Raw genomic sequence first — 19,176 nt, forward strand, 5'->3', positions numbered from 1 at the left:
ACGTAGGTGACTTCGGGTGGGACTTCGATGCTTGCGGTGGAGGTCCAGCCCCGGGTGAGGGTCGGGAAGTCGGGGACGTCTGGGTGGTAGTGGGGCTTTCCCGTGCCTAGGGCGTCGACTGCCATTGGCGAGCTGATTGCCTGGTATCTGAAGTCGGCCGACAGGCGTAGCTGGTTGGTCTTGTTCGGCATTGCGCCGTGCACGGTCAGGCTGCTGAACAGCAGCACATCCCCTGGCCGGTACGTCGTCGTCCGCCACTCGGGGTGATTCTCATCGGCCTCGGCCCGCATCATCCCCGGGCCGTCGGATGCCTTCACCGGCAGTACGCCGAGCCGCGGCGAACCCGCGAACACCCGAAGCCCACCGATCTCCGGGGGAGCGGCGCTCAACGGCAACCACGTCGTCAACGTGTCGATGCAACCCTGGATGAACCGGTAGTCCTGATGGATCGGAGTCGGATTGGCTCCCGGCGACGGCGGTGCGATCCGGCAGATGTGTGCCGGATGAGCAAAGGCGGGCTCCCCGAGCAACCGTTCCGCCAGCGCCAGCAACTCCGGCCGCACGGCCAACGCATGAAACGCCTCTGTGCTCTGGATCGCCGTGTACGCACCGAAGAATCCCGCCGACCCCTCCTCCACGGCTCGACCCGAAGCGCGCAGTTCGTCGGGCGCAGACCCGGGCACCAACCAGTGGCTATCAGCAAGAATCTGAGCGATCTGCCCACGCACGTCATCGATCACCGCCGCCGGCAACAGACCGCGGAAGAAGAGGAACCCGTCCTCGGACAGGCGTGACCGCAAGGTGGCGGCGTTGTGCAGCAGGTCAGACGAATCTGTTAGGTCCTTCATTTGATTGGTCGCGGGAGTCCGCCCTTCAGGGCCGGGACGAATCGCGACTGCCTCCGTTCGTTGATCGGGGATTGTCGGTCCCGGCTGATTGGATAGGTGGCATGTCCCGGTTCCGGATGTACCCGACCACCGCGCAGCGTCTAGCATTGCTGCAGCAATGTGGGCATGCCCGGTACGTGTGGAATCTTGCGCTTGAGCAGTGGGCGATGTGGACCCGCGAGAAGGGACCGACGCCGGGGTACGTCGCACAGTGCCGGCAACTGACCGAGGCACGATCCGCGTTCGACTGGCTGCGGTCTGGGTCGCAAATGGTGCAGCAGCAGGCGCTGCGAGACTTCGACCAGGCATGCAGGAACTTCTATGCAGGTACCCACCGGCGGCCGACCTGGCGTAAAGCCGGGCGCTGCGAAGGGTTCCGCATCGTCGGATCCCAGGCATCCCGGATCGTCAGGCTGAACCGGAAGTGGGCCGCGGTGAACGTGCCGAAGGTCGGCTGGGTGCGGTTCCGGCTGTCCCGCGCCGTTCCCGAGGCGAAGTCGTACCGCATCACCGTCGACCCGTCGGGCCGTTGGCACCTCGCGTTCGCCGTTATCCCGCCGCCCATCCCCGTATCCGGTCCGGGGGAGGTCGTCGGCGTGGATCGCGGAGTCACCGTGTCGGCGGCCCTTTCTACGGGTGAACGGCTGTCTTGCCCTGGCCTGTCGGACCATGAGCAGAAACGGTTGAAGTACCTGCAACGCAGGCTTGGCCGCTGCCGTCGCGCATCTCAGCGCCGTCAACGGGTGAAGACCGCGATCGCCAAGCTGTACGCCCGCTCCGGTGACCGTCGCAAGGATTGGGTGGAGAAGACCAGCACCGACCTGGCACGGCGGTTCGCCATCATCCGCGTGGAAGACCTGCGCATCGTCAAGATGATCGGGCGACCCAAGCCGAAACCCGATCCGGCAAGGCCCGGCAGGCACTTGCCGAACCGTCGTCGCGCGAAGGCGGGTCTCAACCGCGGCATCTTGGCCAACGGTTGGGGTGCCCTGGTGCGGCGTCTGGAGCACAAGGCGCCGGGTCGGGTCGAGAAGGTGAACCCTGCGTACACGTCGCAGACCTGCAGTGTTTGTGGGCATTGCGTACCGGAGAACCGCAAGAGTCAAGCGGTGTTTCGGTGCGTAGCCTGCGGGCATCAGGCGAACGCGGACGTGAACGCCGCTATCAACATCGCGGCCGGACGGGCCGTCAGCGCACGCCGAGAGACGCCAGGACAGGTCTCGCCGAAGCGTGAACCTCAACACTCTACGTCTGGGTAGTGTTTTGGAATCCCTGTCCTTCATAGACGGGGAGGACGTCAACGTTCGTTTCCGATCTTGTCCAGGGTGCCGGCGATGCCGGACACCGAAGTCTTGTCCAGGTAGACGTCGTTCATCGCTTTGTTGATCTCGGCAACCTTCGCGGTCCAGCCTTCGGCGATCGGCATGTTCACCGTGCTGCCGGCGGCGGAGTCGATGAACGGCTGCACGTCGATACCCTTCTGCTTCCAGTACGCCGCATAGCCCGCGCCCGCGTCGTTCAGGGCCGGGATGACGTACCCGGCGTCACCCATCAGCTTCTGCGCCTTCTCCGAACCGAGGAACGCGATCAGTTTCCCCGCCTCCTCGGGGTGCTTGGTCCTCGCGAACATCACCTCGGCCAGCCCGTTGATCACCACCGTGCGTCCGGACGGTCCGGCAGGCAGCGCGGCGACGCCGATCGGGAACTTCACCTCGGGCAACGCGAACGGCAGCAGCGCATTATTGGCCGGGAACATCGCGACCTCGCCGCGGTAGAACATCTCGGTGGCCTGACCGGTCGGTGGGTTGGTCCGCGTGCCGTCGGGCGAGACCCGCCACTTGAAGATCAGGTCGCGGGCCCACTGCAGGGCCTCGACCGACTTCGGCCCGGCGAAGTCGAAGGTGCCGTACGGCTTGTCCATTGCCCTACCGCCGTTGGACGCGATCCAGTTCAGCCACTGGGTCTGGCTGTGGTTCCAGGAGCAGAACCCCCACTGCTTGTCGCCGGCGGTCAGCTTGCGGGCGATCTCCAGGAAGTTACCCGAGCCGTCGGGGGCCCAGGTGAGTTCAGAGGGCATGGTGATCCCGGCTTTGGCCACCAGTGACTTGTTGTAGAGCAGGCCCACCACGCCGAGGTCCTTCGGCAGACCGAGCTGCTTGTCCTCGAACTTGTACGACTGAACGACGTTCGGGTGGTACGAGTCGAGCTTGATCCCGGCCCTGGCGATCACGTCGTCGAGTGGTGCGAGCACGCCCTTGCCGGCCAGGTCGGGGAAGTTCTCGACCGTCAGCCAGAAGACATCGGGTGCCTTGCCGCCGGCCAGTTCAGTGGTGAGCTTGGTCCAGTACTGGTCCCACGGCAGCACCTCCATCCGGACGGTGATGTCCGGATTTTCGGCGGTGAAGGCAGCGAAGACCGCTTTGTAGCCGACCTCCTGCTGCTCGTCCCAGAGGCGATAGACGAGCTCGGTCTTGCCGCCGCTGCTTGTCTTGTCGGTGGACGAGCCGCAAGCGGTCAGACCGGCGAGACCGGCAGCGCCCAGCAGAAGTGTCCGTCGTGACAGGGGATGGGACATGATGACCTCCGGAGTTACTTGAGCCCGGTGACGGCGACCGAGCGGACGATGAAGCGCTGGAAGAAGATGAACAGCACCAGCAGCGGCGCCAGCGCGATCAGACTGCCGGCCATCACCGCGTTGTAGTCGACGCCGATCTCGCTTTTGAACAAGGCGATACCGACCGAGAGCAGTCGCTTGTCCTCGCTGCTGGTGATGATGAGCGGCCAGAGGAAGCTGTTCCAGTTAGCGACCACGGCCAGCGTGGTGACGGTGACCAGGATCGGCTTGGACAGCGGCAGCACGATCGAGAGCAGCGTCCGCACCCGCCCGGCGCCGTCGATCCGGGCGGCATCCTCCAGATCCGCCGGGATCGTCCGGAAGAACTGGCGTAACAGGAAGATCGCGTACGGCGTACCGAGCACGGTCGGCAGGATCAGCCCGGCCCACGTATCCACCAGCCCGAGCTTCTGCATCATCAGGTAGAGCGGGATCATCGTCACCACCGGCGGCACCATCAACGTCGACAGGTAGACCCAGAACAGGACGTCCCGGCCAGGGAACGACAAGCGTGCGAAGGCATACGCAGCCAGTACGGCGAACACGAGCTGCCCGACCGTGATGCCCACGGTGACCGCGACGGTGTTGACCAGATACCCACCGAACCCCGATCCGAACAGCCGGTCGAAGGCCGCCGTACTGGGTGGCAGCCCGGGCTCCCACGGCGCCGTACCGAATAGTTGCCCAGGGCCCTTGAATGCGGTCAGCAGGGTCAGGTAGTAGGGAAAGATCGCGAACAGGCAGCCGGCCACCAGTACGCCGTACGGCAGGATCCGGTATCTCGACATCGGCACCACCTCAGGAGAAGTCGTACGTCGTGCGACGCTCGAAGTAGACGAACTGGGAGATCGTGACGACCAGGATCACCGCGAATAGCAGCACGGAGATCGTGGAGGCGTAGCCGAAGTCGAACTTGCGGAACGCCTCGTCGTAGATCAGGTACGTCGCCACCTCGGTGCTGTCGCCCGGGCCGCCCTCGGTCATCACGAAGATCGTGTCGAAGGCCTGGAACGAGCCGATCACGTTGGTGATCAGCACGAACAGCATGGTTGGCCGGAGCAACGGCAGGGTGACGGCGAAGAAGTGCGCGACGGGCGAAGCACCGTCCAGGGACGATGCCTCACGCAACGATGCGGGGATGTTCTGCAGCCCGGCCAGGAAGAACAGCATGTTGTAGCCGGCGAACTGCCAGATGTGCACGGCCGCGACGCTCGGCATCGCCAGCAGCGGGGACGACAGCCAGGCCGGGCCGTCGAGGCCGAAGAGACCGAGGAACTGGTTCAGCGCACCGCGGCCCGGGTCGAAGATCCAGGTCCAGACCAGGCCCATCGCGACCGGGGTCGCCATCCACGGGATGACCAGGAGTGCGCGGAAGTACTTCATGCCGCGGAGTTTGCGGTTGACCAGCAGCGCGAGCAGCAGTGACAGGATGGTTGTGCCGGGCACGCAGATCAGGACGTAGTACAGGGTGACAAGGAACGAATGCCAGACGTCATCATCGTTGAGCAGCTCGCGGTAGTTGGCGAGCCCGATGAACTCGGGGGTGGAGAGCAACTTCCAGTCGAAGAGGCTGAGCACGATCACGATCAGCACCGGCGCGAGCAGGAAGCCGAGGACGCCGATCATGCTCGGCGCGAGCAGCGCATAGCCGGCCAGGGTCTGCTGCCGTCGTTGGACGCGGCGGGTACGCCGGGGCGCAGGCCTAAGCATCGGGATCCCGCAACGGATGCGGCCGGGGCGAGCTCGGCGTGAGCAACTCCCGGGTGCGGGCGAGACCCCACTGGTCGAGATCGCCGATCGGGTCGCTGGACATCCGCAGCCCGGGAGCGTTCTCGATGTGCGCGGCCCACTCCTCACGAGCCTGTACGTCGGGTCGCACGATCAGGCAGTCCGAATCGTTGGCCCACCAGCGGCCGTGCAGGAACTCGCGGGCGACCGAGGTGGAGCGGGCGCCACGCTGGCCGGGTTGGGAGATGTCGCCCGACGGCGGGTCGACCAGCGGGTCGGTGTCAGGGGAGATCCGCATGCAGTCAACCAAACCGAGGCTGGGGAGAATCGGGGCGCCGCAACCGTGCAGGATACGGTTGGGGCCGACCGCTTCCCGGAGCAGGCGCAGGCCGTGGCGGTAGGCGGCGATCCCGTCGAGTTGCTCATGACGGTCGCCCTCGATGGCACCGGCGTACAGGAAGTCGAGTTTGAAGTGGTCGTAGCCCTGGCGGCACAGTTCGGTGAAGACGTCCTGGAGGTGGCGGGCGGCGCCGGGGTGGGTGACGTCGAGTACTAGTTGCTCTTGGCCCCAATTGGTGCCGGCGGTGATGCCCGGGACGAGCCATTCGGGATGCCGGCGGGCGGTCTCGCTCTTGCTGCCGACGAGGAAGGGAGCGACCCAGATGCCGGCGCGTCGACCGCCGGAGCGGATGTCAGCGGCCAGCCGGACGGTCGAGCCGAAGTCCTCCCGCGGGGTCAGCCAGTCGCCGATCTCCGCTTGGTAGCCCTCGTCGAGCAGCACGAGGTCGACGCTGAGATCGTGTCCGTCGAACTGCCGGACCTCGGACATCACATCGCGCTCGGTGACCTTGCCCCAGTACGCGTACCAGCTGCACCACGACGGCCCGAACACCCGTACGGCGTGCTCGACGGACGCGAATCCGTCGGCCCAGTCAGCCAATGCCTGATTCGCGTTCGCGTACTCGCCGGAGCTGACCTGCACCTCACCGTCGGCGGACACCACGATGACATCTCCCCGCACCTCACAGCGGATCGACGGCACGTGATCCGGTGAGCTGGCGCTGAACACAACCACCTCGTTGCCGGTCGCAACGGCCAGCAGGCCCTCACCTTGGAAACCCTGCGCTGTTACGCCCGGCCGGTAGGCCATCACGTGGTGATTGGGGGCGGTTGGCCGCGGCGGTCGCGCGTCCAGCGGGTACCAGCCGCTGGGGCTCCAGGACTGCCAGCCGTGTTCGAAGACACGGGTCGTGGCGTCGTGGGCGAGCTCGGTGACGGGGACGAAACCCACGGGGATCCTCACTTCTGTGGGGTACAGGATCTTGCTGCTGTGTGAGTAATCTAGGGATCCGCGTGAAGGGTGCACCATGACAGAGCCTGCTGATTTAGAGCACGATCTTGCTACCCAGGTGCTGATCGAGCTGTACAGCGAGATCCCGCCGCCGAGCAAACTGGTGACCGGCCACTTCCACAGTGGCGGCGATTATCGGGTGCTTCGCCCGGACGGCGTCGGCAGTTGGTACCTGCTCTACACCGCCGGCGGCACTGGTCATTTCCAGATCGGCGGGGACAAGCTGACGCTCCGCCACGGCGACCTCGTTCTCGTCAGCCCTGGCACCGAGCACGACTACGGGACCGTCGGCACCTACTGGGAGACCTGGTGGGCGCATTTCCAGCCGCGCCGCGAGTGGCATGCCTGGTGGTCGTTGCCGCAGGCAATGCCCGGCCTGTCCTACGTCCGGCTGACTCGGCCATCGGAGACCGACCGGCTCGTGTCCGCGTTCGCCCGTCTCCATCGCGACGCCCAGCTCGCTGGCCTGTCACCCACCGGCGACACCGAGTTGCACCTGCTGGAGAAGAACCTCGCCGTCCAGTTGACGATGAACGGCATCGAGGAGGTCTTGCTGGTCGCCACCAGCAGCCTCCGCAGAGACACTCGCCACCTCGACCCACGAGTGCAGTTGGTGCTGGACGCGGTCACCTCCGACCCGGCCCGCCCGTACACGCTGACCAGCCTCGCCGGCCTCGCGCAGGTGTCGGTTTCGAGACTCGCCCACCTGTTCAAGGAGCAGGTGGGCGACTCGATCATGAACGTCGTCGTCGGGCTCCGGCTGCAGCGCGCCTCCGAACTGCTCGGCGCGACCGACATGTCCGTCGTACAGATTGCTCGTGCGGTGGGTTTCGAGTCACCGCACTACTTCAGCCGGCAGTTCGGTCAGCGCTTCGGCCTGCCGCCGACGAAGTACCGCGAGAAGGTCAGGAGCCCGGAGCTAGAGCAATATTGAGCTCGGTCGCCGCCGCGTAGTTCGCACCACCCTCGAGGCCGATCAGCCGGACGTAGCGCCCCGTCGTACCGGCGGTGAAGCGGGCGATCTTGGCCGGCTTGGTGTCGTCCCAGTTGCCGGTGGCAACTGATTGGAAGTTGATGCCGTCGGCACTGACTTGGACGTCGTACTTGAAGATCCGGCCGTTCGGTGACGCGTCCTGGCGCGGGGTGTAGACGAGTGCCTCGATCGAACGGCTCCGGCCGAGATCGAGCGTGATGTGCTGCGGCAGTGGCGCGTGCGGGCTCCAGTTCGAGTGCCACATCGTCGTACAACTGCCGTCGAGCGCCGCCGCGGGATTGTTGGTCGCTGACCCCTGGCTGGTCGCCGTGGCCGTCATCTCCTTCTGGGGCAGCAGATTCAGCGGTCCGAACGGCCCGTCCACGGGCGGCGGCGTACCCGGGATTGCCGTCACGCGGCCGAGCGCAGGCGCCGTGATCGACTGCTGCCTCCGCAAGTGGTTCAGGAACACTTCCTGGCCCATCCGCGGCGCCCGATCCAGCCCTGTGAACTGCTGGAACCCCGGATACCCGTACTGCGCGCCGTGCAACGGCATCGCCGCGCTGGTCGCCACCCGGTAGGTCTTGTCGAGTTTCAGTCGCTTGCCGCGGATCAGCACCTTGGCCGGATCCACCCGATCGCCCACCGGCTTGCCGAGATCGTAGGTGTACCGGACCTCGTTCGAGACGGCGAGCGACGACAACCGCGAGCACCCGTACGCCGGCGGAATCCATTGCTGCTCGAGGATCTGCTCCACGACCGAACCCTTGAGTTCGAGCGTGGTGATCGGCGAGATCCCGGCCACCGGCCAGGCGTCGCCGAAGGAGACCGTCCCGGCCTTGAGCCCGGCCGCGATCACATCGATGCCCAGATCGGCCGGTACCAAGGCGAAGTCCGCGCCACCGTCCGCTGGGTGAGCAGCCTCCGATCGGTAGAGATCCGCGACCAGATTGCCGGTGCGGCTCTCGGCCGTCTTGGCGAAGTCGAGATCGCGATCGAGCTTGGCCAGCGGCTGCCGCTGCCGGACCGCCCACTTGTCCATCCAGTACTTCACGATCTTCTGGACCGCCGGGTCGGGCGTGAGGTCCTTGGTGACAGCGTGGTTCGTGGCGGTCGTCGCCGAGCGGATCACCTCGCCGGTCGCAGGATCGAGCGCCAGGTTGACCTCGCCGAGCACCCGCCCGTGATTCGACGCCTCGAGCACCGGCCGCGGAACGCCGTACGGGTCAGGAATCATGCAGTTGAACGCGGTGTGCCAGTGCCCACCGAGGATCACGTCGATCTCGGGCGACATCGCCCGGGCGGCGTCGAAGATCGGGCCGACCGGGTTCTTGCAGTCGTTGAACAGCCCGCCCTGCTGCCCGCCCTCGTGCATGCTGACCACGATCGCGTTCACGCCTTGCGCCTTGAGCTCGGCCGCAGCCCGGTTCGCCGCGTCGACCAGCCCCTGGAACTCCAGCCCCGACTGCTCGATCGACAACGTCTCGTTCGGCGTACCAGGGAAGCCGAGTCCGATGAACCCAACGCGCGCTGTGCCCGCCTGCGCAATCCAGTACGGCGGAAGCACCGGCCGCTGCGTTTTGGCGGCGACGACGTTGGCTGCGTGGTACGAGTAATCGGTGCCCTGGAACGCCCTGCCCCGGGAATCGGTGAAGCACGTGTCGAAGCCCGGCTTGCCGTAGCAGGCCCCCGACATCATCCGCCGCAGGAACGGCAGTTCGCGGTCGAACTCATGATTGCCGGCCACGTCGAAGTCGAGCCCGAACTCGTTCAGCACCTCGATCGTCGGCTCGTTCGCGAACCCCTGGGTGTAGTCGGGCCACCCGCTGAACTGGTCGCCGGACCCGATCAGAAAACTGTTCGGCTTCCCGGCGCGCAGCTTGTCGAGATGCGCCTTCAGGTACGCCGCACCACCGACGGGAAGGCTGCCCGCGGGGCCGGCGATGGTCAGGTTCTCGGTCTCGGACAGATAGCCATGCAAGTCGGTGAGGCTGAGCACCTGCACCGGAATAGGCGCGGCGGCCGCCTCGGTGGGTACTGCGATCCAGCCGGCCGCGACGGTGGTCGCCAGGGCGATGACAGCGCTGAGTCTGAACATGGCCGCAACCTAACGACGCAACTTGGACACCCGACATCACCAGGGTTGCTGAATCCCTGCATCATCCGGCTACGGCGGATCAGGACGAGGGCCTTGACGTCGTCAGGAAGTCGACAAGAGGGCGGAGCACGGTGTCGGGGTCCTGTTCGAGTGGGTAGTGTCCCGACTTCTCTGACTGAACATGGGTGACGTTGGTGGCGAGCTGCCGGAAGGCTTCGTTGACTGCGGTACCCATCGCGTACCGGCCGCCGACGGTCAGGACCGGGATCGTCAACGGTGTGCGTCGAAGTCGTTCCATCGTCGCCAGGTCAGCCGGCCGGGAGGCGTACAGGGCGATGTCGGCGTCGATCTGTCGTTCCGCGGGGTACGCCTGGAGGTAAGCGGCCACGGCTGTCGGATCGAGTCCCGCGGGACCTCCGCTCGCATCCAGGAACTCTCGGTGGAAGTCGTCCAGGCGTCCGGCCAGCAGCCGTCGCGCCACTCCGTCGGCGCGCAGGAGTGGAGCGTGCCAATCGGGGTAGTGGGACTGTCCCTCCTCGGGGATCGGAGCATCCACCCCAGGCGGAATCTCCTCTTCCTCGACCAACGCGATCACCTGCTGCCGATGCTTGGCGGCAAGCACATACGCGACGGTGCCGCCCCAGTCGTGGCCGACGACCGCGACAGGGCCCAGGTTGAGCTCGGCCACGACGTCCGCGACCTCGTCCGCCAACGTTTCCTTGGCGAAGTCTCCGGTCACCACGCCATCGCCAAGTCCTCGGACCGTGATGCTCAGAGGTTGCATGCCCGTGGCGCGCAAGGCACTTTCGAGATACCGCCAATGATGCTCAGTCACTGGCCATCCATGCAGCAGCAGCACAGGAAGTCCGCCTGCTCGATCGAAGGGAGCCACTGACCAGCGGCCGTCGATCCGAGGGAAGTGTCGAGTCCACCCGGCCCACTATTCCTGATCAGGCTCGGATCACGGATTGGTGACTACTCTCGGTTCAAATGATTGATCCATGGACTCACGCAGAGTAGCTGCGTAGCATCCCGCAGATGTGGGGAACCAGGGGTGGGAACCGAACTGTTGTGGTGGGTCTGTTGGCTGGAGCGCTGCTCTCGGCCGCGGGATGTGGGGGAGCAGCTGAAGGTGGTGGTCAGCCGGCGGCGACTGTCACGGTGACGGAGACGGTCCAGGCGTCCGCGCCGGCGCCGAGCGCGACTTCGTCGACGCCGGTGGTGGTCGACGACCCGACCGAGCCGACCGACTCGGCGACGCCGGTTGCGCTCGCCGCGGATGTTGCCGGGCGGCCGTTGGTGCTGGGCAACATCTTCAAGTATCCCGACGGCTGGAAGGACGGCCGGTACGACGTTGCCGACCGCAAACAGTCGACCGGCATCGGCGGGATCCTGAGCGGTTGCGGGTACGAGCAGACGCTGGAGCTGCGGCTGGCGAACAACTTCGGCCGGTTGAAGCTGGAGTTCGGCCAGAGCAACTCGTCGGAGAGTTCCGATCTGGTGCTGGTGGTTCGGGTCGACACCAACGGTCAGTACCGGGATCAGAAGAGCGTGAAGCTCAACCAGATCGCTGCCTTCGACCTGCCGGTGCCGAAGGTCAACGCGCTGAAGATCATTGTTTCGCTGAAGGAGACCGCGGAGTGCAGCGGCAGCGGCGCCGTCGAGGCGGTGCTGATGAACATGGTGCTGTCTTGACCGATCCGGACAGCCCGGAGGTGCAGCCGCCTCCGGGCAACCGGCGCGCCACGGTGTTCCGGCATCTCGATCGTCTCAACGATCATCCGGTGCTCAAGACTCTGATCATGATCAGTGAGATCGCGGCACTGATTGGGCTGATCGCCGGCGGGATCAAGTGGATCGTCCCCGACGGGGCAGACGAAGCCGAGCTCCCGACAGTGACCAGTGGTACGTCGAGCACCCCGCGGCCGTCATCGCCATCCAGCACGCCGGTGCCCTCGACTGCTCCCGAGCACGGTTGCTGGACTTCTCGCCGTACAGCGGTCGACTGCCGTGAGCCGCACCGGTACGAGGAGATTCCGCAGAGTGCATCCTGCGATCACGCCGCCGTCATCGGTTTCCTCGGCGGTCAGACCGGCCTGGACGTGACGGTCGCCAAGGTCGCGCAGTCGCCCGCCGGACGGTGCGCGGTCGATGCCGGCCGGGAGGTCAGCGGATCGGCGCGCGACGCTCTGCAGGGTTCGAGCGGCGCGGCGTGGCGACGTTGTGTCGATCGGCGGGTCACCAAGAACGTGGCCTGTTCGGCCTTGCACAGTGGAGAGTACGTCGCCACCGGCAGCACGCGCCGCGCCTCCGACGCCGAGTGCCAACTGGCGGCCGCCCGGTACCTCGACCAGGTGCCGGGAGCGCTGGTCGAGGATCTCGAGGTCAGGGTCTTCGCCGTCGAGAGCGGGACCAAGGACCTGGCCCGCTGCATCATTGATGCCCGAGGCAACCACCTGCTGACTACCTCGGTCCGGAACCTTGGGACCCGGCCAGTGCCGATCCACTCGCAGTAGCCGGGCCCTAGGGGCAGAGGCGGGTGATCGCTTGTACGGAGTTGCGGTCGGCGGTGGTGATGGGTAGGGACCATTTGTGGGCCACCTGTAGGTAGCGCAGGGCGTAGGTGCAGCGGTAGTTGCGGTTGATCGGTAGCCACTCGCCGGGGCCGGAGTCGCCCTTCGATGCGTTGGCCGGCCCGTCGACGGCGATCAGGTTCATCGCCTCGTCGTTGGCGAAGTCGACGCGACGTTGCTGCGGCCAGCGGGAGGCGCCCATGTCCCAGGCGCGCGACAGCGGATAGATGTGGTCGATCTGAATCTCCGAGGCCTTCGCCTTCCGGAATTCGAGGCGCTTTCCGGTGTACGGATCGGTCAGCAGTGTGCCGGCGATCACGACACAACGCGACTTGCCGCGATACTCGGGCGCCTGCAACTGCGCTGCGAGCACGTCGTTGCGGGTGTCGCAGCCGTTGTGACCCCCGAGCCCCGAATGGTCGTCGGACCACGCGCGGCCGAACTGATCGCGCCGATACCCGCGCACCTCGGGCCGCTCCCCGAGCACACGCACTTGGCGCAGCGCGGCCGCGATCGCATTACCCGTCCCCGGCGAAGCACTCGACGTTGGTGCCGTCGGACCCGGATCGGCCCCAGCCGAGGGAAACGTGCACCCCGTGAGTACTGCGGAAACCAGGCAGGCGACAACAAACAGACGGCGAGTCACCGGCCGGACAGTACCTGCTCACCCCGATCGCGCGTCCGAGGATCGCCGTACAAGAGGACGGCTGAGACCCGCCAGCCGACCTGCCGCCCCAACGTCCGACGGATCCGCAGGCGTGGCCGCCCCGTCGGACGTCGGATCCGGGCGTAGTGGGGCGTGTCAGGGGGTGTCAGGGCGGTGTCTGGGTGGTGTCAGGGGGGCGGGTCATCGTGGTTCTTGTGATCGCTTGCCGATCGAATCCATCAGCACTCATGAACCTTCAGGAGAACACCATGTACCAGTTCGACACCCCTGCGCCGATCACCGTCGTTGCCGACATCCCGGCTGGTCGGGTGCGGTTCGTTGCCACGGAGCGGGGCGACACCGTCGTCGACGTTCGGCCCGCGAACGCGTCGAAGGGTCGCGACGTCGAGGTCGCCGAGCAGACCACGGTCGAGTACGCCGACGGCGTCGTACGGATCGAGGCCGTTACGATGAACCGGATCTTCGGCAGCTCGGGATCCATCGAGGTCACCGTTCAGCTTCCGGTTGATTCGACGGTCGAGGCGAAGGCGGCTGCCGCCGGTTTCCGGACCGACGGGCGGCTTGGCGACGTCACCTTCGACGGCGCGTACGGCGAGGTCGTCGTCGATGAGGCGGCCGGGGTGCGCCTCACGGCACTCGCCGGTGACATCTCGGTCGGCCGTCTCAGCGGTGACGCGGAAATCACCACCAGCAAGGGCGACATCCGGATCGGCGAGGCCGTCCGCGGCAACGTCGTCGTACGGACGCAATCCGGCAACCTGTCGGTGCAGGCTGCCCACGGCGTCTCTGCCTCCCTCGACGCCGGTACGACCTACGGCCGGATCGAGAACTCACTCAAGAACGCCGACGGTACGCCGGAACTCACCATCCACGCGACCACCGCCCACGGCGACATCAGCGCCCGCAGTCTCTGACCGCATGGCCTGGATAGGTTGTCGGGTATGGACACCCAATGGAGTTGGGCGCACTACAGCTACGACAACCCGTTCTCCTCGCCGCTGGGCACGGGCGAGGTCTACGCCACCGAGGCGGAGGCCAGAGTTGAGCTCGCCCGCTACATCGTCGCGCTCGGCTCGCCGCACACCGAGGTGGCGCTCCAGCAACTGCATTCCACGCCGACGGGTCAGAACGTCGTACTCATCGTCCCGGACTCCGTGTTCACCACTCGGTTCGTTGACTAGGCTGCCCCGAACCCGCGAAAGGGGTTCGGGGCTGCCCTGGTCTTACCTCAGCTGGTAGGCGCTGAGTGTTGTCTGGACGACTTGGTTGCCGGAGGCATCTTTCGCGGTGGCCCGCAAAGAGATCCAGCCGGCGGCCGGGTGCTTGACGGTAGCCGTGCCGTTCGCGAGTGTGGCGCCGGTCCAGGTATTACCGTTGTCGGTCGAGTACTCGACCGACTGGACCGTGACCAACAGTCCGCCAGCACTCGGACGTGCCGCGACGGGGATCCGGAACGAGACCTCACCCGGCGCGGTGTTGTCGAGACGGACGGGCGGTTGCAGGCCGACCGTGACCAGCGGCAGCGGCTGGACATCCGCCGTACGGCCGGAGCGGAACGTCCACTCAGCGCTGACCTTTGTCGGCGTACCGGATCTCTGGGCGGTAGCGGTCAGCCGGTACGTCGCCTCGTCCGCCGGGACGTCGATCGTCAAGGGGCCCCCAGGTTTGTCGGAATGGGCGAGCTGCTGGTCGTCTCGCCAGAGGGTGGTTGACCCTTCGTATCCCTCGCTGGCGGCGAAGGCCGCGTGACCGGCGCCGTCGGACACGAGCGGCAGCCGGATCGACATCCCGTCACCGTCGCGGGTCGCCTGGTCGGCCGGCGCGGGGCCGGTGACGGGCGCGAGCCAGTGAGTCTTGATCCGGCCCGGCCCTCGGTTCAGTGGCCTGCTCCGGTAGTGGCCGCTGTCGGTGAACAGCTCGTCCGTCCACGTCGTCGGGGCCGCTGACCTCAGCACGGTGCGCTGCAACGGAAGGGTGATGTGCTCGGCCCAAACGATTCCGAGCTGCCCGAGGTCGCCCGTGGAGCCGACGGGTAGCAGGGCCGCGGTCTGACCCGAAGTGCCGTGGTAGGCCGTCTGCTCGGTGATCAGATCGCGATCGCGGATCCGCCGATCGAGCGCCGCCGGGATCCCGCCTCGGTGTCCGAACAGAACGTCGTACCGATAGGGGCTCTGCGGCCGCCCGATGAGCGTTGTCCATGATCCGGCGTCAGCCACGAGTTTGCGTACCTCGGGACCGTCGGCGATGACACTGGGCAGAACCGGGTCGTCACCCGGCCAGGCGTTCAGATCGGTGAGGTAGTTGAGCGTGGCTGCCGCGCCGAGGTCGGCGAGCCGTTGGACCCGGGCCGCGTAGTCACTGACCTCGCTCGAATCCAGCGTGAACATGGCGAGCTTGCCTTTGACATCGGCCGTGGCCAGGTCGGCGTCGGTGGCATGACCGACGTTCACCGTCCGGAGCCGGCGGCTGCCGGTGAACCGTGCGTTGTTCCCTGCCCAGTCCACCGAGATCGCCTTGCCTCGCCGGTCAGTGAGCAGTGCTTCGTCTGCCTCGATCGACGATCCGTCCAGGAAGGCGAACGTCGCCGTCGATGCGGACGTCGGTACGGCGAAACTGCGGTCCGCGAACCAGGACGAGTAGGTACTCCGCCCGGCGGCGGTCTCGGCGGCCATCGCGAAGGTGCCGGCTGTCCGGCCCGGTCGGTCGACGCGATGACGTACCGGCACGCCTTCCCGGGCATCGATGGTGAGTTCGCGATCCCCGGCGAGGACGAAGTCCGGTTGGGCGTACGCGGTCACTGATGGGATCACATAGCCGGCGTCCGCGGTGTAGATGTAGGCAGTCACCTGGTAGCGCCCCTTGGGCAGGCGCACCTTCGCACCGGGCTCGACCGGAAACAAAACGATGTCCGGGCGGTCCAGGTTGACGATGTGTACCTTGGCGTCCGAGCCGGCAGCCGGCAGCACCGCGCCGTTCCGATCGACGGCCTTCAGGTGGAAGTCGAAGGACTCTTCTTCCTTGTGTACGCCGAACGGCGTCTGGACGACCACGCCACCATCGGCCGAACGCGCGATGAGCCGGCCCTGGAAAGTGCCCAGCGGGCCCAGCTTTGGGTCGACGGTCACGGTCGCCACGGCCTGACCACCGGCGGGCACCGTCAAGGTCGCGGCATCGACCTGGGCGAACCCGGCGGGTGCGGGTTGACCGGCCGCGTCCAGTACGTCGAACTTGGTGGCCAGCGTGACCGCCGTCGTACCGGTGTTCCGGAAGGTCACCTTGCGGGCAATCGGCTGGCGATCCGAATGCGGCCAGACGAGGCGGCCGAACTGCAGCGCGGCCGGCTCGGTGCTGACTTGCTGGCGGACGGCGCGGGCGACGTCGAGCCGACCGGCTCCCTGGGCGAAGGCCGAGATGCCGTCGAGCGGTTGGGCGCTGCTCATCAGCGCCGCCTTGAGACGGTCTCCGGTCCAGTCAGCGTGCTGGCCGGCGAGGATTGCGGCCGCCCCGGCGACGTGCGGCGCGGCCATCGACGTACCGGACAGCCGTGCGTAGTGCTCGTCGACGGCCTCATCGCCCAGTGTGCCCTTGGCGCGAGCGGCGACGATGTCCGATCCCGGTGCCGCGAGGTCTGGCTTGAGTCCGTAGTCGCCGAAGCGCGGTCCGACCGATGAGAACTCACTCAGTTCGTCCTGTTTGGTGACACTTCCGACCGCGAGCGCGCGGTCGGCGGACGCCGGACTCGAGACCAGACCGGCAGGACCTGAGTTTCCGGCAGCGACCACGAACAGGATGCCGGACGCGGCCGAGATGCGGTTGAGTTCTTGGGAGAGCAGGTCGGTTCCGTCAGAGGGGTCGCCGCCGAGGCTTAGGTTGACCACCTTGGCGCCGCTGTCGGCCGCCCACTGCATGCCGGCGATGATCGCGTCCCAGGAGCAGCCATCCCAGGTGCAGACCTTGCCGATCAGCAGCCCGGCGTCCTTGGCGACCCCGGTGAACTTGCCCTTCGACGCCGTACCGCGCCCGGCCGCGATCGACGCGACATGCGTCCCGTGACCGACGTCGTCCTGGATCCCCTCGCCGGTGAAGTCCTTGCTTGCGGCAACCTTCAGGTCCGGGTGCTCGGCGTCGTATCCGGTGTCCAGTACGGCGATCTTGGCGCCCTTGCCGGTATGCCCGGCCTGCCACGCGTCCGGTACGCCGACCTGCGGAACGCTGACGTCCAGCGTGGGCTTGGCACGTCGGTTCAGCCAAACGCGTTTGATCCCGGCCGGCAACTGATCGAGTGCCGTCCCCTTCGGTGCTGAAACGGCCGCGAGGTTCCCCTTCGCCAGCTGCCGGGTCAGCCGCCCGAGTGTCCCGGCCGACCGGCGCCCGTCGGTCTGCACCAGCAACGGAAGCGACGTACTCCTCCCGTCAGCGAGGCCCTGGGCGATCAGCCCGGTCACATCGAAGAGAGCGCGATCCAGCTTGCCGTCGCGGACCAGTGGCGCCACATCGGCCGGAATCACCGCCACACCCTTCGGCCCGACGTTCTGCAAGAACCCGGTCCGTCGCCCGGCGCGTGGCTCGACGCGCACCTGCCACGTCGTGCCATCCGGCCGGACCGTCACCTTGTCCCCGGTCACCAGGGTCACCACCTGCTCCGGCCCGATCGCCTCTTTCTGCGCGGCGTCCGCTGGCGTCCCCTGCAGCCCGAGCGCCAGCAGGCCGATCCCCAGCAGCGCCACCAAAGGCCCAGCCACCACTCGTCGTCGTACCGTCATCGCCTTGCTCCATCACTGTGGAAATCCATGCGCCACAGGACGAAGAGTTGAACGCGAACGTTGACCTTTCGACACCGGTCGAATGCGGTTGGGTGCTGCATCGATGCCGCTGGCTTCTGCGCGAGCCGGGTACGACGTTGAGCACGGTTCAACCATGAGCGCGACCGGCAAGTGGTTGAGGAGTGCTCAAGGTGAGCCGGCCGGTTGACCTTGAGCACGGTTCGACCGTTGAGGTGGGTGTCAGATGGTTGGTGGAGCCTCAAGGTGAGACTCGTTCCGCAATCTCGGGTCCCGGGGCAGTCGGGGGTGCGTTAGTCGGAAAGAAATGGTCAGATAGCACCCAAAAATTACCGACTAAGTGACTCGTTGGCTGCAGGTTCTCCTAACGTCCGAATATCCGGAGGAGGGCCCTCCGTTCTTTCGGACGTTAGCTGGGAGCCGTGGATAACGTCCGAGCATCCGGAGGAGGGCCCTCCGATCTTTCGGACGTTGTGATGGGGCCTAGGCGGTGAGGGTGGGGGCGGTGTATTCGCCGGTGGCGGAGAGGATGCGCAGACCGAGGGGTGTGATGCGGTGTTCGACGGAGGGGCCGCGGCGGTGGCTGCGGACCAGGCCGCCCTCGCGCAGGATGCTCAGCTGGTAGCTCGCGGTCCCCAGCGACACCGCACACACCCGCGCTACGGCGGTCGTCGTACAGGCGTTGATCGTGGCTTCCAGTACGGCGGATCGCGTGCCGCCGATCAATGCGCTCACCCGGTCCTGCCCTGACCGCGTCGCGGCCTGCCCGATGAAGGGGCCGGCGTGAGCCGGGAACGGAAGCACGAGGATTGGTGTGGCGTCGGGCTCCAGGAGTTTGGTCGGAGCGCGCCAGCAGAACGCCGAGTACTGCAGGCGTAACCCGCGCCCTTGGAGGTGTAGGTCCGGCCCGATCATGGAGTCGATCTCGAGGACAGGTGATTTCCAGCGGATGCCGGGACCCAACGTGGACAAGACCTGGTCGAGCCCGATCCGCCCGATCTCGTCCCCGACGCGGCCGTTGCCCCCGGCAACCCTGGCGTTGATCGCCTGCCAGTGCGGTGTGATCGCGGCGGCGTGGTATTCCCTCAGCGCCTCGCCCAGCTCCTCGACCACACGCGGATGCCCCGAACCGAGCGCCGTGGCCCAGGCGTTCGGCGCGCGGTACTTCGCGACCATCGCCAACTGCGCATCGAACTGCCGCTTCGGCGTACTGAGGATCCGCTCCAGCCCGGTGTTGAAGTCCTCGTCCTCGCCACTGGGCGTCAAGAAGTCCGCCGAATACCCCCGAGGCGGCGCCAACCGCCGCAACCGATCCAGCACCTCCGGCCGAACCGCCACCTGCGTCCGCCGCCGCCAGTCCCCGAAAATCGCCCGGCCATCACTCTGCTGCAACATGTGAAGACTGAGCAGCACCTCCCAAACCGCCGAAGCATGACGCGCAACAGTCACCTTGGTGAGGTCGGAGAAGCTGAAGTGAATCCGTAGCACAAAACACCTCCGGGGC

16 protein-coding genes are annotated in these 19,176 nt (G+C 66.7%); 6 read left to right on the plus strand and 10 right to left on the minus strand.

Annotated elements, in window-relative coordinates; all coding sequences use genetic code 11:
- Positions 1-848 (minus strand): phytanoyl-CoA dioxygenase family protein (locus E1261_RS09240; RefSeq protein WP_132404804.1); only part of this gene is annotated, 848 nt, incomplete at its 3' end.
- A 101-nt stretch (positions 849-949) separates the two neighbouring features.
- Here E1261_RS09240 and E1261_RS09245 point away from each other — a divergent pair.
- Positions 950-2,146 (plus strand): RNA-guided endonuclease InsQ/TnpB family protein, encoded by a 1,197-nt coding sequence (locus E1261_RS09245; RefSeq protein ID WP_132404806.1) that lies wholly within the window; start codon positions 950-952, stop codon positions 2,144-2,146.
- Positions 2,147-2,184: 38 nt separating this feature from the next.
- Here the strand turns inward: E1261_RS09245 and E1261_RS09250 are convergent, their stop codons facing one another.
- The 4 genes from E1261_RS09250 to E1261_RS09265 are packed head-to-tail and all read right to left on the minus strand — an operon-like array spanning position 2,185 to position 6,532.
- Complete coding sequence (locus tag E1261_RS09250; protein WP_132404808.1) at positions 2,185-3,462, minus strand: ABC transporter substrate-binding protein; 1,278 nt, start codon at positions 3,460-3,462, stop codon at positions 2,185-2,187.
- A 14-nt stretch (positions 3,463-3,476) separates the two neighbouring features.
- Complete coding sequence (locus tag E1261_RS09255; protein ID WP_132404810.1) at positions 3,477-4,289, minus strand: carbohydrate ABC transporter permease; 813 nt, start codon at positions 4,287-4,289, stop codon at positions 3,477-3,479.
- A 10-nt stretch (positions 4,290-4,299) separates the two neighbouring features.
- The gene (locus E1261_RS09260) at positions 4,300-5,211 is read right to left on the minus strand and encodes a carbohydrate ABC transporter permease (protein ID WP_238176089.1); all 912 of its coding nucleotides are present in this window, start codon (positions 5,209-5,211) and stop codon (positions 4,300-4,302) included.
- Positions 5,204-6,532, minus strand: coding sequence for a glycoside hydrolase family 36 protein (locus tag E1261_RS09265; protein ID WP_202874524.1), 1,329 nt, complete (start codon positions 6,530-6,532; stop codon positions 5,204-5,206). The genes E1261_RS09260 and E1261_RS09265 overlap by 8 nt, the downstream gene beginning before the upstream one ends.
- Before the next feature lie 64 nt (positions 6,533-6,596).
- Between E1261_RS09265 and E1261_RS09270 the strand changes: the two genes are divergently transcribed.
- Complete coding sequence (locus E1261_RS09270; protein WP_132404814.1) at positions 6,597-7,514, plus strand: helix-turn-helix domain-containing protein; 918 nt, start codon at positions 6,597-6,599, stop codon at positions 7,512-7,514.
- Here the strand turns inward: E1261_RS09270 and E1261_RS09275 are convergent.
- Complete coding sequence (locus E1261_RS09275; protein WP_132404816.1) at positions 7,486-9,651, minus strand: discoidin domain-containing protein; 2,166 nt, start codon at positions 9,649-9,651, stop codon at positions 7,486-7,488. The two genes, E1261_RS09270 and E1261_RS09275, sit on opposite strands and share 29 nt — an antisense overlap.
- A gap of 79 nt (positions 9,652-9,730) precedes the next feature.
- Positions 9,731-10,543, minus strand: coding sequence for an alpha/beta fold hydrolase (locus E1261_RS09280; protein ID WP_338033919.1), 813 nt, complete (start codon positions 10,541-10,543; stop codon positions 9,731-9,733).
- Between the two features lie 191 nt (positions 10,544-10,734).
- Here E1261_RS09280 and E1261_RS09285 point away from each other — a divergent pair, with 191 nt between their 5' ends.
- Together E1261_RS09285 and E1261_RS09290 are read left to right on the plus strand one after the other, a co-directional pair.
- Positions 10,735-11,346, plus strand: coding sequence for a hypothetical protein (locus E1261_RS09285; RefSeq protein WP_132404820.1), 612 nt, complete (start codon positions 10,735-10,737; stop codon positions 11,344-11,346).
- Positions 11,343-12,167 (plus strand): hypothetical protein, encoded by an 825-nt coding sequence (locus E1261_RS09290; protein WP_132404822.1) that lies wholly within the window; start codon positions 11,343-11,345, stop codon positions 12,165-12,167. Before E1261_RS09285 ends, E1261_RS09290 begins: the two co-directional genes overlap by 4 nt.
- Before the next feature lie 7 nt (positions 12,168-12,174).
- Here the strand turns inward: E1261_RS09290 and E1261_RS09295 are convergent, their stop codons facing one another.
- Positions 12,175-12,870 carry an HNH endonuclease family protein gene (locus tag E1261_RS09295; RefSeq protein WP_202874526.1) on the minus strand — a complete coding sequence of 232 codons (696 nt, stop codon included), beginning with the start codon at positions 12,868-12,870 and terminating at the stop codon, positions 12,175-12,177.
- Between the two features lie 269 nt (positions 12,871-13,139).
- Here E1261_RS09295 and E1261_RS09300 point away from each other — a divergent pair, with 269 nt between their 5' ends.
- The gene (locus E1261_RS09300; RefSeq protein WP_132404824.1) at positions 13,140-13,805 is read left to right on the plus strand and encodes a DUF4097 family beta strand repeat-containing protein; all 666 of its coding nucleotides are present in this window, start codon (positions 13,140-13,142) and stop codon (positions 13,803-13,805) included.
- A 27-nt stretch (positions 13,806-13,832) separates the two neighbouring features.
- Positions 13,833-14,072 carry a hypothetical protein gene (locus E1261_RS09305; RefSeq protein ID WP_132404826.1) on the plus strand — a complete coding sequence of 80 codons (240 nt, stop codon included), beginning with the start codon at positions 13,833-13,835 and terminating at the stop codon, positions 14,070-14,072.
- A 42-nt stretch (positions 14,073-14,114) separates the two neighbouring features.
- Here E1261_RS09305 and E1261_RS09310 read toward each other — a convergent pair whose 3' ends face one another.
- Positions 14,115-17,654, minus strand: a complete 3,540-nt coding sequence (locus E1261_RS09310) for a S8 family serine peptidase (RefSeq protein WP_132404828.1) — start codon at positions 17,652-17,654, stop codon at positions 14,115-14,117.
- A 501-nt stretch (positions 17,655-18,155) separates the two neighbouring features.
- Positions 18,156-19,160: an ArsR/SmtB family transcription factor gene (locus E1261_RS09315; RefSeq protein ID WP_132404830.1), complete on the minus strand. Its 1,005-nt coding sequence runs from the start codon at positions 19,158-19,160 to the stop codon at positions 18,156-18,158.
- Between the last annotated feature and the right edge of the window lie 16 nt (positions 19,161-19,176).

Source organism: Kribbella albertanoniae, assembly GCF_004348455.1.
Taxonomy (GTDB): Bacteria; Actinomycetota; Actinomycetes; order Propionibacteriales; family Kribbellaceae; genus Kribbella; species Kribbella albertanoniae.